Source organism: Paracoccus laeviglucosivorans, from assembly GCF_900182695.1.
Classification (GTDB): Bacteria; Pseudomonadota; Alphaproteobacteria; order Rhodobacterales; family Rhodobacteraceae; genus Paracoccus; species Paracoccus laeviglucosivorans.
In genome coordinates this window covers 109,398-121,793 of sequence record NZ_FXTK01000001.1, presented here as the reverse complement: position 1 = coordinate 121,793, position 12,396 = coordinate 109,398, and the positions used below count along the sequence as shown (strand labels likewise).

Below are 12,396 nucleotides of genomic sequence, written 5' to 3'. Positions count from 1 at the left end.
ACTATGCAGCGGCTCTTGAATTGACCGGCGCGTCTTGCGTGGGCCGTATGCCCATACCCTGACACGCCTTGACCCGGAGTTTGAAGATGTCGAAACGCACTTTCCAGCCGTCGAACCTGGTTCGCGCCCGCCGTCACGGCTTCCGCGCGCGCATGGCGACCAAAGGCGGCCGCCGCGTGCTGAACGCGCGCCGCGCCAAAGGCCGCAAGTCGCTCAGCGCATAAGCCCGTCGCCGCAAGGCGTCAGGCGAAGCTGATGGATCAGGCTGCCGAAGATGCCGCCGCTGACCGGACCAGCCCGCAAGGGCAACCGGTCGGGGCGGCTTCCGGCATTTCAGGGGGTGCCAAGCCTCCGAAGCCGGAGACCCTGCGCAAGCGGGCCGATTTCCTGCGCGCGGCGCAGGCCCGCAGGCAAGGGACGCAAGGCTTTTTGCTGCAGGCCCGCAAGCGCGATGATGGCCAGGACGCGGTGCGCGTGGGCTTCACCTGTTCCAAGAAGATCGGCAATGCCGTGGCCCGCAATCGCGCCAAGCGTCGCCTGCGTGCGCTGGCGCATGAGGTGTTGACGGGCATGGCGCGACCGGGCTGGGACTATGTGCTGGTCGGTCGCCCCGGCGCCACCATCGAGCGCGACTTTGCCGATCTGAAGCGCGATCTGGAACAGGCGCTGTCGCGTATCCACGACGCGCGCAAATGACCCCGCTGGCCCATATCGTCGCGCTGCCGGTCCGCGCCTATCGGCTGGTCGCCAGTCCTTGGGTCGGGCATGGCTGCCGCTTTCAGCCCACCTGCTCTGCCTATGCGCTTGAGGCGCTGGAGCGGCATGGCGCGGTCAAGGGCGGCTATCTGATGGTCCGGCGCATCTGCCGCTGCCACCCTTGGGGCGGTCATGGTTTCGACCCCGTGCCAGAACGCAAGTCGCGGGACTGACGCCCGCCGCCTGCCGTGATATGAACCTTTGAACAGCGCCAACAGGACGACAAGCCATGCGGGACGAACTCGACAGCCACGACGATTCGCTTGAGGACATCCATCCGCTGTTTCGCGGCGCCCCGACCTCGACCGAGTTTCGCAAGCTGCGCAAGCGTCTGGTGCGCGAAACCCGCGCCGCGATCGAAACCTATGACATGATCCGCCCCGGCGACAAATGGCTGGTCTGCCTGTCGGGCGGTAAGGACAGCTACACGCTGCTGGCCGTGCTGCACGAACTGAAATGGCGCGGGCTTTTGCCGGTCGAGCTGCTGGCCTGCAATCTGGATCAGGGACAGCCGGGCTTTCCCGCGACGGTGTTGCCGGAGTTCCTGACCGACCGTCAGGTTGCCCATCGGATCGAATATCAGGACACCTATTCCATCGTGAAGGAAAAGGTCCCCGAAGGCCGCACCTATTGCGCGCTGTGTTCGCGTCTGCGCCGCGGCAACCTGTATCGCATCGCTCGCGAAGAGGGGTGCCAGGCCATCGTGCTGGGCCATCACCGCGACGACATCCTTGAGACGTTCTTCATGAACCTGTTCCATGGCGGGCGGTTGGCGTCGATGCCACCCAAACTGCTGAACGAGGAAGGCGATCTGAACGTCCTGCGCCCCCTGGCCTTTATCGCCGAGGCGGATTGCGAACGGTTTTCCCGCGCGATGAACTATCCGGTGATCCCCTGCGATCTGTGCGGTTCGCAGGAAGGTCTGCAGCGGATGCAGGTGAAAAAGCTGCTGGACGAATGGGAAAGCCGCAGCCCCGGCAGGCGTCAGGTGATGTTCCGGGCGCTGATGAACGTGCGCCCCTCGCATCTGCCGGATCCGAAACTGTTCGATTTCAGCGCGCTGGATCCATCGAATTTTAGCGAAATAGCCGCTACGGACGTGCCGGTTTTGCGCGAACTTTAACGGAACGAAAAGTATCGCGAACCTAGGCTTCGGGTCGGGAAACACGATTCGGAACGGAAAATGGCTTACGGAATCAGGTCGGTGATATTGCGCTGGTTAGGGGCAGGCAGGGCCGCGCCGCGCAATGCGCTGGTGCTGCGTGTCGAAAACGGTGATCTTTTGCGCGCAAGCCTTGGGCCGGTGCTGCTGGATCGCATGGTCGATATGATCTCGCGGCGGCTGACGACCGAACTGGGGATGGTGCAGCATTGTCGCCATCCGGGCCTTACGGAATTGCATGGTTTCCTGCCGTCCGGTGCGTCCGATGTGCCAAAGCAGCTGGCGCAGCTTGGCTCGATCTGTCGCAGGCCGCTGGATCTGGGTGAATTGACCGTCATGCCCGTGATCAACGCGGTCCTGATATCCGGGCGCGCCGATCCGTCTAAGCTTTTGATGCAGGCACGCATGGCAGTCGCCGCAAGCAGCCCGCTTTCGCACGCGACACAGGTGCGGTTCGTCGAATACCGCGCCTCGGACAGCGAAGATGTGGCCGACGCCCCGCCGATATTCCTGCCCGAATATCTGCGCGCGCTGTTTCAGCCGCAGATGTGTTGCGACACCGGGCGGTTGCTTGCCCTGCGCATTCTGGTCCAGATCGATCACCCGCAACTGGGCCTGCTGGAGATGGAGGATCATCATTCGCGCCTTGACCCCGCAGCCTCGGCGCGGGCCTTGCGCATCATCCTGCGTCAGGGGTTGGAGGCGTTGAAGACGTGGGACCAGCGCGGGCTTGATGTGCCCTTCCTGTCCTTGCCGATCGCGGATCAGGATCTGGCTGACCCCGCAACCGCAGATGCCATCCTTGGTGAAATGCGCAGGCTGCAACTGCCGACCGACCGGCTTGAGGTCGAGGTGATTGCGCCCATCGGGGGCCGCGCGGGGCGGATGCCTGCCAGCGCCGGGCTGATGCGCCTTGCCGAGGCGGGATGCCGTCTGGCCTTTGGCGATTTCGGAACGGGCAATGGCGGGTTGGATGACCTGCGCATGTTCGGGGTTGGTCGCGTGCGCATCGGGCGCAGCTTCACGGCTGGCTGCGACAACCGCCCCGATCAGCAGCGCATGATCCTGGCCATTCTTGCCCTGGCCGAGCATCTGGGCCTTGAGACGCTGGCTGATGGCGTGACCACGCTGGAAGAACGGGGCTTCCTGTCGCAGATCGGATTTAGCGGGGTGCAGGGCAGCGCAGTCGCGCCCTGCATGACTGCGGCCCAGATAGGCGAATTTCTATGCGGTCATGGCCCTGCCGCAACGCCGCTGCCCGATTTGCAAAGGCGGACATGATGGACGCTGGAAAAGCGGGCTTTGCCACCTGCGCTGCCGCTTTGGCAGGTCGGGGTCGGGGACGTGTTGCGGGATTTCCACAGGCCGCTACGCGCGGTTTTCGGCAAATTCCCTTGACCTTTGCCGGTCGCTTCTGTTGAAGCGGCCCGAACCCATTGGGGTCGCAGACGACGAAGGGCTGATCCGGCATGGAAGATAACAACCGCAACCTCATCCTGGCGATGGTGCTCTCGGCCCTCGTCATTCTGGTCTGGTCGATCTTTTTCGCGCCGGAGCCGACGACTCCGCCGCAGGAAACCGCGCAGACCCAGACGGTTGATGGCCAGACCGCTCCGGCAGCGCCGCAGGCTGCGGGTCAGACCGGCACGGCCCCCGCGCTTGGTGCGGCGGCAACACCCGCTGCGGATGCCGCGGCGCAGGCTGGCCGTTTCCAGATCGAATCGCCCTCGCTGAAAGGCTCGATCTCGCTCGCAGGTGGTCGCATCGACGATCTGGAGCTGACCGGCTATCACGAAACGCTGGACCCGAATTCGCCCTATGTGCGGCTGCTGTCGCCGACCTCGCAACTGGCGGTCAAGGCCGACGGCTCGCCGGTTGCGCCGGGTGGCGATCCTTCGGTGGCGGTGCAGAAGCCTTATTACGCCGTTTACGGCTGGATGCCCGCACAGGGCACTGATCCCGCGCTGGTTCCCGGCCCCGCGACGATCTGGCAGGTCGAGTCGGGCGATGTGCTGTCGCCGGGCAAGCCTGTCACGCTGCGCTGGGACAATGGCGCAGGTCAGATCTTCCGCCGCATCTATGAACTGGATGACAAGTTCCTGTTCACCGTGACCCAGACGCTGGAGAACACGGGGACGGCACCCTTTGCGGCTGCGCCTTATGGGATTCTTGCGCGTCACGGCAAGCCCGATACCCAGAACTTCTTCGTCCTGCACGAAGGCGCGGTCGGCATGACCGACGGCAAGCTGCTGGAAGAAAAATACAAGGCCCTGACCGAACTGGACCCGACCGCAGGCGAAGGCCCGGCGCAACTGGTCGATGTCAAGGAAAACGGCTGGGTCGGCTTTACCGACAAATACTGGATGACGACGCTGGCCCCGGCTCCGGGCACGCCCTTCACGGCGGTGGTGAAATACGCCCCCGGCGCCGACATCTATCAGACCGAAACCCGCATGGCGGTGGAAACCGTGGCGCCGGGCGCGACCGCGACCAGCTCCAGCTATCTGTTCGCCGGTGCCAAGGTCTGGGAAACGATCAACGGCTATCAGCAGAACCCCGGCATCGACCGCTTTGTCGACTCGATCGACTGGGGCTGGTTCTACTTCCTGACCAAGCCGATCTTCCGCCTGCTGCACTGGCTGCACGGCTTCATCGGCAACATGGGTTGGTCGATCATCGCACTGACCTTCATCCTGAAGCTGCTGGTCTTCCCGCTGGCGCGCAAATCCTACATCTCGATGGCGAAGATGAAGGAATTGCAGCCCCGGATGGAGGAGATCAAAGAACGCGTCGGCGACGACCGCATGAAATACCAAAAAGAGGTAATGGAGCTTTACAAGCGCGAAAAGGTGAACCCCGCCGCGGGCTGCCTTCCGGTGCTGCTGCAGATCCCGATCTTCTTCTCGCTCTACAAGGTGATCTTCGTCACCATCGAACTGCGGCATGCGCCGTGGATCGGCTGGATCCATGACATGTCCGCGCCCGATCCGACCAGCCTTTGGAACCTGTTCGGCATGCTGCCCTGGGCAACCCCCGGCGCTGGCAGCTTCCTGCACAGCTTCACGCTGCCAGTGCTGGCGATTGTTCTGGGCATCTCGATGTGGATGCAGCAGAAACTGAACCCGGCACCCGCCGATCCGGCGCAGAAGATGATCTTTGCGTGGATGCCGTGGGTGTTCATGTTCATGCTGGGCGGCTTCGCCTCGGGTCTGGTGCTGTACTGGATCACCAACAACTTCATTACGATCGCGCAGCAATACACGATCATGTCGATGCACGGACACCGGCCCGACTTCTTCGGCAATATCCGCTCCAGCCTGCCATCGCGCGGCAAGGGGGATGACAAGGCCGAAAAGCCCGCAGCCAAGACCGGCAACAAGGGCGGTAAATGACCGCCCATATCGCCCGGATCAGGCGGCATCCGGTCAAGTCGCTGGGGGGTGAGGATCTTGCCCGCACACCGCTGCGCGCGGCCCAGCGTCTGCCGGGGGATCGGCTGTGGGCGATGCTGACCGAAGGCGGCGAGCGTCATGCCGGGCCGGGCGAACGCCCCGCCCGCTGGCTGCCGAAATCCTGTTTCATGCGCGGCGCGGCTTCGGCTGCGCTGCAAGCGGTTGAGGGGGGCTGGGGCGACGGCGTGCCACACGGTGCGATGACGCTGCGCCATCCCACCCGCCCGGACCTGCGCTTTGATCCCGAAACCGAAGGCGACAAGCTGCTGAACTGGGTGCAGCCGCTTTGGCCCGCCGACAAGCCCGTGCCCACCCGTCTGGTGCAGGGGCCGACCGGCTGGACCGATGTGAACCAGCCGTGGATTTCGATCCTGTCGCTGTCCAGCCTGCGCGACCTGGAAACGCGGCTGGGTCAGCCCTTGGGAATCGAGCGTTGGCGCGCCAACCTGTGGGTCGAGGGTTGGGAGGCTTATGCCGAACGCGATCTGGTGGGCCATATCCTGACGATCGGCGGGGTCGAACTGCGGGTGACCGAGACGATCGGCCGCTGCGCTGCGACCAGCGCCGACACCAGGACCGGCGAAATTGACATCGACATGCCTGCCGCGTTGCAGGCGCAGTTCGGCCACAAGGACTTTGGCATCTACGCCGAAGTCGTCACCGGCGGCGAGATCGCCCTCAAGGACGAGATCCGCGCATGAAGGTTGCCTTCCCCGTCGCCCCCGAACCCGAACCCGAACTGGCCGAGGCCGCGCGCAAGCTGTTCGCCGGTCCGGTCGATTTCCTCAAGGGCGTGGTCGCCATGGACGGCCTGCCGCCCGCCGACCGCCCCGAGGTCTGCTTTGCGGGCCGTTCGAACGTGGGAAAATCCAGCCTGATCAATGCGCTGACCGGGCGATCGGGCCTTGCCCGCGCCTCGAACACGCCGGGCCGCACGCAGGAAGTGAACTATTTTACGCTGGGTGAGCATTCGTATCTGGTCGACCTGCCGGGCTATGGCTTTGCCAAGGCGCCGGTGGCGGTCGTCGCGAAATGGCAGGCCCTGCTGAAGAACTATCTCTCGGGGCGTCCGACGCTGCGCCGGGCTTTCGCGCTGATCGATTCGCGCCACGGCGTCAAGGACGTGGACCATGAGATCATGCGCCTGTTGGATCGCGCCGCCGTGCCGTTTCAGGTGGTGCTGACCAAGGGCGACAAGATCGGCCGCGACACCATGACCGCCACCGTCGCGCAGGTCGAGGAGGCGCTGCAGAAGCACCCCGCCGCCTATCCCGAAATCGTGATCACCAGTTCGGACAAGGGGCAAGGCATCGCCACGCTGCGCGCCATCATCGCCGGGCTTGAATGAGCCGGACCGATCCTCTGGACCTTGGCCCGCAACGGTCCTAGGGTCCATCGCAACGAACAGGGGTCCATCATGAGAAAGCAGAACATGAACCGCGACTTTATGGCCACCGCACGCACACTTTCCGAAGCACTGCCTTATATGCAGCGCTATTCGGGTGCGGTTGTGGTGGTCAAGTTCGGCGGCAATGCTATGGGCGACGACGAAGCGATGGCCGAATTCGCCAGCGACATCGTGCTGATGAAGCAAGTGGGCATCCACCCGGTCGTCGTGCATGGCGGCGGTCCGATGATCAACGATTTGCTGAACAAGCTGGGCATCGAAAGCAATTTCGTGCGCGGCAAGCGCGTCACGACCCGCGAGACCGTCGAGGTGGTCGAGATGGTCCTGTCCGGTCTGGTCAATAAGCGCATCGTGCAGGCGATCAACGATGCGGGCGGCCGTGCCGTCGGCATCTCGGGCAAGGATGACGACCTGATGGTCTGCGAGGCGGACGACCCAGAACTGGGCTTCGTCGGTCGGCCTGTCGAAATGAACGTGCAGATCATCCGCGACCTTTACAATGCGGGCCTGATTCCGGTCATCGCACCTGTGGCGACCGGCATGGCCGACAATGAGACGTTCAACGTCAACGGCGACACGGCAGCCGGCGCGATTGCCGGTGCGCTGAAGGCCGATCGCCTGCTGCTGCTGACCGATGTGTCAGGCGTCAAGGACGCCTCGGGCGAGGTGGTGACATCAATGCATCCCGATCAGGTCAAGGCGATGATCGCCGATGGCACGATTGCGGGCGGCATGATCCCCAAGACCGAAACCGCGCTGAAAGCGGTTGAGGAAGGCGTGCGCGCCGTGGTCATCCTTGATGGCCGCGTCCCCAATGCCACCCTGCTGGAGTTGTTTACCGAGCATGGTGCCGGTTCGCTGATCCGCACCACCGAGCCCCGCGTGAAACCCCACGGTTTGCGGCAGGGCGGGACCGAACTGTAATCCCTTCGGAATCGAGGCTTGCCCGGCTACGGAAAGCTGTGGCAGGCTTCGGCTGAATTCACATTACGGTCGCAAAGGCAATTGTATGACTCCGCTTGGACACTGCCGGCTGATTCTGACACGCCACGCGAAATCGTCCTGGGACGACCCCTCGCAGCCAGACCATGACCGCCCGCTGAACGATCGTGGCCGCCGTTCCGCACGCGCGCTGGGGGACTGGCTTGCCAGCCGCGGCTATGAACCCGAGGAGGTGCTGTGCTCGACCTCGCAGCGCACCCGCGAAACGTGGGAGCGGGTGGCGATCGCACCGCTTGAAGTGCGCCCGAATGTGCGTTTCGAACATGATCTGTATCACGCCTCGCCGGAAGAGATGCTGACGGTGTTGCGTAGCGCCGAAGCGCCGACCGTGATGATGCTGGGTCATAATCCGGGCATCTCGGAATTCGCGGCCATGCTGCCAGCGCGTGCGCCGCTGGACCCGGAATTCCGCCGTTATCCGACCGCAGCGACGCTGGTCGTGGATTTCCAGATACAGGGTTGGTCGGAATTGCAGCCGGGGCAGGGCAGTGTTCTGGATTTCGTCAGGATCGACGGGCGCGACTGATCCCCGCAATTTGGCGATATATCTTCATATAGATGAGCGGATGGCCCGAATGTATTCGCGGACGGCATAGCGGGAATGTCAAAAACCGCTCTGCAAATGCTGCGCTGCGGCATCTATCTTTGTTAGCGCAAACAAACGGTAGATGAACGGAGAGAATGATGACGCTGACCGCCACGAATATCGAACGCCGCAACGACAATGGCCTTGTTGCCAAGCTGATCGGCTCGATCAACGCATATATCCTGGGCCGTCGCGTGGCCAAACGCACGACCGAAGAACTGAACGCGCTGCGCGACCGCGATCTGGCAGATCTGGGTATCAGCCGCCTTGACATCGCCCGTCTGGCCGCCGAAGCCCGCAAGGCTGCGGTTGCAAAGCATCTGGCTGCCTGACCCTCGGGCCAGTTCGGCACCCGTCCTGGGGCCATGTGAACGCGCCGTCAGCCCAAGGGCTTACGGCGCTTCTTTTTTGCTTGAATGCTTGGTTCAAAGCGAAAAACGGGACCGCTGGCATGTGGTTGCCGGGCGATCCGGTGATCGTCTTTTCATCTGAAGGGAAATGGTAGCGGAGGAGGGATTTGAACCCCCGACACAAGGATTATGATTCCTCTGCTCTAACCAGCTGAGCTACTCCGCCACGGGTGCGGGGTAATTACGGCGAGTAGCGGGGGGCGTCAAGCGCCATTCCGCACTATTTTCGCCAAATCGTAATCGCGCAGAAGTGTCGCGGATTCGTTGCCAAAAACAGCGACGATGTAGCCATCAGATTTGCCAGCCCCGAGCGACTTATGAGCATCGTCTCCCAGCCAATAAGCCGTGGTCTAAGCCTGCCGCAGATACGCCCTTGGCGATTGGGATGGCTGCGCCGCATGATTGCCGCGCTGGCCTGCTGCTTCGGCCTGATCCTTAGCTATTTCATGATCGGCTATTACTCGGGCAACTTCACCACCATCGTCGGCGGAGAGGCCTACCGTTCGGGGCAGCTATCGCCGACGCAGATCGAAAGCGTGCATTCCCGGCTGGGCATCGCCAGCATCATCAACCTGCGCGGAGAGAATCGCGGCACGGATTGGTATGATGCGGAACGCGCCACGGCGAGCCGTCTGGGGATCGAGCATCTCGATTTCAGCATGTCCGCGCGTCGCGAATTGCAGACCGAGGATGCGCTGCGCCTGATCCAGATGATGCGCGATGCACCAAAGCCGGTGCTGATCCATTGCGAAGGCGGTGCGGATCGCACAGGACTGGCGGCGGCGCTGTATATCGCGGGGCTGAAAAATGGCACCGGGGAGCAGGCGGAATGGCACCTGTCCCCGGTCTTTGGTCATCTGGCTATTCCGGGTCATTCGCAGACCTGGGCCATGGATCTTAGCTGGCAGCGGATGGCACCCCTGCTGGGGGTCGCGGGCCGTTAGCCCTTGGCGCGCACGACCTGCAGCAGCGGCATCACGTCGGACATGTCCGGGCCGTGTGCCTGACCGGTCAGCGCCTTGCGTAGCGGCATGAAGAGCCCTTTGCCCTTGCGGCCCGTGGCTTCCTTGACCGCTGCGGTGAACTCGCCCCAAGTCGCGTCGTTATAGGGCGGCGGTGGCAGCAGCGTCATGGCCTGCGCGATGAAATCGGTATCCTCGGGGTCGATCTGCGGCTCGGCCCCGTTCGAGAAGATGTCCCACCATGCCGCCAGATCATCCAGCTTGGTGATGTTCTGCGACGCCACGCGCCAGAAACGCTCGGCCAGATCGGCCGGCACGCCAAGGGCTGCGATGCGGGGGGCGACCTCGGCAAAAGGCTTGGATTGGTTCGCTTCGCGCGTCAGCGGCCACAGGTCTTCGGCATCGAACTTGGTGGGCGAGGCGCCGAATTGCGACAGATCGAAACCGTCCGCCAGATCGTCCAGCGACATGCGCAGTTCCACCGGCTGCGACGAACCCAGCCGCGCCATCAGCGACAGCAGCGCCTGCGGGGCCACGCCGTTTTCGCGCAGATCCTTCAGCGCCAGAACGCCAAGGCGCTTGGACAGTTCTTCGCCCTGCGGGCCGGTCAACAGACTGTGATGCGCAAATGCGGGCGGGGTGGCACCCAGCGCGCGAATGATCTGGATCTGGGTCGCTGTGTTCGTCACGTGGTCCGCGCCGCGCACGATATGGGTCACGCCCATATCCGCGTCATCGACCGAGGATGCGAATGTGTAAAGCACCTGACCATCGGCGCGGATCAGCACCGGGTCGGACACGCTGGCCGCATCGATGGAAATGTCGCCAAGGATGCCGTCATTCCACTCGATCCGCTCCTGATCCAGCAGGAAGCGCCAATAGCCGTCGCGGCCTTCGGCGCGCAGCTTCGCGATTTCATCGGCGGAAAGCTTCAGCCCCGCACGGTCGTAAACCGGGGGCTTGCCCATATTGAGCTGCTTCTTGCGTTTCAGGTCCAGTTCGGTCGGCGTCTCGAACACTTCGTAAAGCCGGTTCGCGGCGCGCAGGCCATCGGCGGCTTCGGCATAGCGGTCAAGACGGTCGGACTGGCGTTCCACCCGATCCCATTCCAGACCCAGCCATTCCAGATCGCGCTGGATGCCGTCTGCATATTCCTGCTTGGACCGTTCACGGTCGGTATCGTCAAGCCGCAGGATGAAGGTGCCGCCGGATTTCCGCGCAATCAGGTAGTTCATCAGCGCGGTGCGGAGGTTGCCGACATGGATGTGGCCGGTGGGCGAGGGGGCGAAACGGGTGGTTGTCATGACGTTCTCCTGTCCGCTTCGCTCTTTCACAAACGGCAGTTTTTGTCCATATCAGGGGGCAAACAGAGGTTAGCGCATGATTGACTGGAAGAATGCCGAGGCCCCCGATGCGACCATCATTGATGAGATGGCGCGAGAGGCGATCGCCGGTCTGCCGCCGGAATTTGCGGGCCCCGCCGCCCAGGTCGTGCTGCGCGTCGAGGATTTCGCCTCCGAAGAATTTCTGGATGAGCTGGAGATCGACGATCCGCTGGAGCTGACCGGGCTTTATGACGGTGTGCCCATGACCGAGAAATCGGCCAGCGAGCCGCAGCATTTCCCCGATACGGTCTGGCTGTTTCGCCGCGCCATTCTGGATGAATGGGCATCGCGCGGCGACGTGACGCTGTATGCACTGGTGGCGCATGTGGTGATCCACGAATTCGCGCATCACTTTGGCTGGTCGGATGACGACATCGCTGCCATAGATCGCTGGTGGGAATGACATCGCCCTGAGCGCAGGCTGCGTGGTGATGAGTGAATACTTGCTGCAGGTTTTCGACGAAAAGCCGCTTCTTGCGCGCGGTGGCTCCACCTTTGGTATGGGCAAATGATCGCCGTTTGGGCAACTCTCGTTGACGTGATCGTAATGAAGAATTGACGTAGCGAAACATTACCGTCTAGGACGTTGTAAGCCTTGGTCGGATTGGACTAAAGGCCGCTGCTTGGCGCGCTGGTGCTTGACCCACGCCCGTCCCGAACCGGATCCGGTGCGGGTCCAAAGCAGCAGGGTGTCTGGCGGCGGTTGCAGTGCCCCCGCCGCCAATCCCCGGCCTGCGACAAAGCTGATACTTTTCCCGCAACGCTTTTTCTGGCAGCACGGACGGCAGTGGGGGAAAGCGCGACGATGGCATTTGGCAGAACGGCAACCGGGACAGGCAACGGCGCGATCCGCGCCACGCTGTCGCGTCTGTTGCGCCTGCTGGTCGTGCTGCCTTTTCTTGGCTTTTCGCTGATCCAGCCCGACACGATGCTGACGGCCGATGCGCAGGGCCGCGTGATGGTCGTGCTATGCGGCAGCGATACCCCGGTCGAGATGGCGGTGGCCGCAGATGGCACGCTGACGCCGGTCTCGGAACTGGACCGACATGCGCCGGGCGATCGTCACCCCAGTTGCGGGTGGGCCTTGCATGGTCAGCCTGTGCTGGGCGCTGGCCCGGCCTTGCTGCCCGCGTCGCAGACGACGCATGTGGTGATCGATCCCGGTCCGTTCATGCCCGGTGGCCTTTGGTCGCTGCCTCGGCCGGCGCCATCGGCGCGTGGGCCACCATCCATCGTCTGACCGGATTGCGGGTGGCGGGCGACCGCCGGACGA

General features: G+C 63.3%; 15 protein-coding genes and 1 tRNA gene. 14 read left to right on the top strand and 2 right to left on the bottom strand.

Annotated elements, in window-relative coordinates:
* The first annotated feature begins 86 nt into the window (after positions 1-86).
* The 11 genes from rpmH (at position 87) to FN835_RS00620 (ending at position 8,698) form a co-directional block, all read left to right on the top strand.
* On the top strand, positions 87-224 hold the full coding sequence (gene rpmH / locus FN835_RS00670) for a 50S ribosomal protein L34 (protein ID WP_036742148.1): 138 nt from the start codon (positions 87-89) through the stop codon (positions 222-224).
* Between the two features lie 31 nt (positions 225-255).
* On the top strand, positions 256-696 hold the full coding sequence (rnpA, locus tag FN835_RS00665) for a ribonuclease P protein component (protein WP_142661259.1): 441 nt from the start codon (positions 256-258) through the stop codon (positions 694-696).
* Positions 693-929, top strand: coding sequence for a membrane protein insertion efficiency factor YidD (gene yidD, locus FN835_RS00660; protein ID WP_142661258.1), 237 nt, complete (start codon positions 693-695; stop codon positions 927-929). The genes rnpA and yidD overlap by 4 nt, the downstream gene beginning before the upstream one ends.
* A 56-nt stretch (positions 930-985) precedes the next feature.
* On the top strand, positions 986-1,879 hold the full coding sequence (ttcA, locus tag FN835_RS00655; protein ID WP_142661257.1) for a tRNA 2-thiocytidine(32) synthetase TtcA: 894 nt from the start codon (positions 986-988) through the stop codon (positions 1,877-1,879).
* Positions 1,880-1,939: 60 nt separating this feature from the next.
* The gene (locus FN835_RS00650) at positions 1,940-3,199 is read left to right on the top strand and encodes an EAL domain-containing protein (protein WP_142661256.1); all 1,260 of its coding nucleotides are present in this window, start codon (positions 1,940-1,942) and stop codon (positions 3,197-3,199) included.
* 188 nt (positions 3,200-3,387) lie between these two features.
* Positions 3,388-5,310: a membrane protein insertase YidC gene (gene yidC / locus FN835_RS00645; protein WP_142661255.1), complete on the top strand. Its 1,923-nt coding sequence runs from the start codon at positions 3,388-3,390 to the stop codon at positions 5,308-5,310.
* On the top strand, positions 5,307-6,071 hold the full coding sequence (locus tag FN835_RS00640; RefSeq protein WP_142661254.1) for an MOSC domain-containing protein: 765 nt from the start codon (positions 5,307-5,309) through the stop codon (positions 6,069-6,071). The genes yidC and FN835_RS00640 overlap by 4 nt, the downstream gene beginning before the upstream one ends.
* Entirely contained in the window at positions 6,068-6,718 is a 651-nt protein-coding gene (yihA, locus tag FN835_RS00635) for a ribosome biogenesis GTP-binding protein YihA/YsxC (RefSeq protein ID WP_142661253.1), read from the top strand. Before FN835_RS00640 ends, yihA begins: the two co-directional genes overlap by 4 nt.
* An 84-nt stretch (positions 6,719-6,802) precedes the next feature.
* Positions 6,803-7,702 (top strand): acetylglutamate kinase, encoded by a 900-nt coding sequence (argB, locus tag FN835_RS00630; protein WP_142661532.1) that lies wholly within the window; start codon positions 6,803-6,805, stop codon positions 7,700-7,702.
* Positions 7,703-7,787: 85 nt separating this feature from the next.
* On the top strand, positions 7,788-8,306 hold the full coding sequence (locus FN835_RS00625) for a SixA phosphatase family protein (protein WP_142661252.1): 519 nt from the start codon (positions 7,788-7,790) through the stop codon (positions 8,304-8,306).
* A 158-nt stretch (positions 8,307-8,464) separates the two neighbouring features.
* On the top strand, positions 8,465-8,698 hold the full coding sequence (locus FN835_RS00620) for a YjiS-like domain-containing protein (protein WP_246098614.1): 234 nt from the start codon (positions 8,465-8,467) through the stop codon (positions 8,696-8,698).
* 167 nt (positions 8,699-8,865) lie between these two features.
* Here the strand turns inward: FN835_RS00620 and FN835_RS00615 are convergent.
* Positions 8,866-8,942 (bottom strand) — tRNA-Met (locus FN835_RS00615).
* A 151-nt stretch (positions 8,943-9,093) separates the two neighbouring features.
* Between FN835_RS00615 and FN835_RS00610 the strand changes: the two genes are divergently transcribed.
* A complete protein-coding gene (locus FN835_RS00610) occupies positions 9,094-9,720 on the top strand; it encodes a tyrosine-protein phosphatase (protein ID WP_221930377.1) in 627 nt (208 codons plus the stop codon).
* Here the strand turns inward: FN835_RS00610 and gltX are convergent.
* On the bottom strand, positions 9,717-11,042 hold the full coding sequence (gene gltX / locus FN835_RS00605; protein ID WP_142661250.1) for a glutamate--tRNA ligase: 1,326 nt from the start codon (positions 11,040-11,042) through the stop codon (positions 9,717-9,719). The genes FN835_RS00610 and gltX overlap by 4 nt on opposite strands.
* 76 nt (positions 11,043-11,118) lie before the next feature.
* Here gltX and FN835_RS00600 point away from each other — a divergent pair, with 76 nt between their 5' ends.
* Positions 11,119-11,526 (top strand): metallopeptidase family protein, encoded by a 408-nt coding sequence (locus FN835_RS00600; RefSeq protein ID WP_142661249.1) that lies wholly within the window; start codon positions 11,119-11,121, stop codon positions 11,524-11,526.
* A gap of 402 nt (positions 11,527-11,928) precedes the next feature.
* A complete protein-coding gene (locus tag FN835_RS00595; protein WP_246098613.1) occupies positions 11,929-12,363 on the top strand; it encodes a hypothetical protein in 435 nt (144 codons plus the stop codon).
* The last annotated feature ends 33 nt before the right edge of the window (positions 12,364-12,396 follow it).

What these genes read in the sequence shown, in the direction of transcription:
- rpmH (WP_036742148.1), top strand. Translation starts at nt 87, where the DNA reads ATGTCGAAACGCACTTTCCAGCCGTCGAACCTGGTTCGCGCCCGCCGT.
- rnpA (WP_142661259.1), top strand. Translation starts at nt 256, where the DNA reads ATGGATCAGGCTGCCGAAGATGCCGCCGCTGACCGGACCAGCCCGCAA.
- yidD (WP_142661258.1), top strand. Translation starts at nt 693, where the DNA reads ATGACCCCGCTGGCCCATATCGTCGCGCTGCCGGTCCGCGCCTATCGG.
- ttcA (WP_142661257.1), top strand. Translation starts at nt 986, where the DNA reads ATGCGGGACGAACTCGACAGCCACGACGATTCGCTTGAGGACATCCAT.
- FN835_RS00650 (WP_142661256.1), top strand. Translation starts at nt 1,940, where the DNA reads ATGGCTTACGGAATCAGGTCGGTGATATTGCGCTGGTTAGGGGCAGGC.
- yidC (WP_142661255.1), top strand. Translation starts at nt 3,388, where the DNA reads ATGGAAGATAACAACCGCAACCTCATCCTGGCGATGGTGCTCTCGGCC.
- FN835_RS00640 (WP_142661254.1), top strand. Translation starts at nt 5,307, where the DNA reads ATGACCGCCCATATCGCCCGGATCAGGCGGCATCCGGTCAAGTCGCTG.
- yihA (WP_142661253.1), top strand. Translation starts at nt 6,068, where the DNA reads ATGAAGGTTGCCTTCCCCGTCGCCCCCGAACCCGAACCCGAACTGGCC.
- argB (WP_142661532.1), top strand. Translation starts at nt 6,803, where the DNA reads ATGAACCGCGACTTTATGGCCACCGCACGCACACTTTCCGAAGCACTG.
- FN835_RS00625 (WP_142661252.1), top strand. Translation starts at nt 7,788, where the DNA reads ATGACTCCGCTTGGACACTGCCGGCTGATTCTGACACGCCACGCGAAA.
- FN835_RS00620 (WP_246098614.1), top strand. Translation starts at nt 8,465, where the DNA reads ATGACGCTGACCGCCACGAATATCGAACGCCGCAACGACAATGGCCTT.
- FN835_RS00610 (WP_221930377.1), top strand. Translation starts at nt 9,094, where the DNA reads ATGAGCATCGTCTCCCAGCCAATAAGCCGTGGTCTAAGCCTGCCGCAG.
- gltX (WP_142661250.1), bottom strand. Translation starts at nt 11,042, where the DNA reads ATGACAACCACCCGTTTCGCCCCCTCGCCCACCGGCCACATCCATGTC.
- FN835_RS00600 (WP_142661249.1), top strand. Translation starts at nt 11,119, where the DNA reads ATGATTGACTGGAAGAATGCCGAGGCCCCCGATGCGACCATCATTGAT.
- FN835_RS00595 (WP_246098613.1), top strand. Translation starts at nt 11,929, where the DNA reads ATGGCATTTGGCAGAACGGCAACCGGGACAGGCAACGGCGCGATCCGC.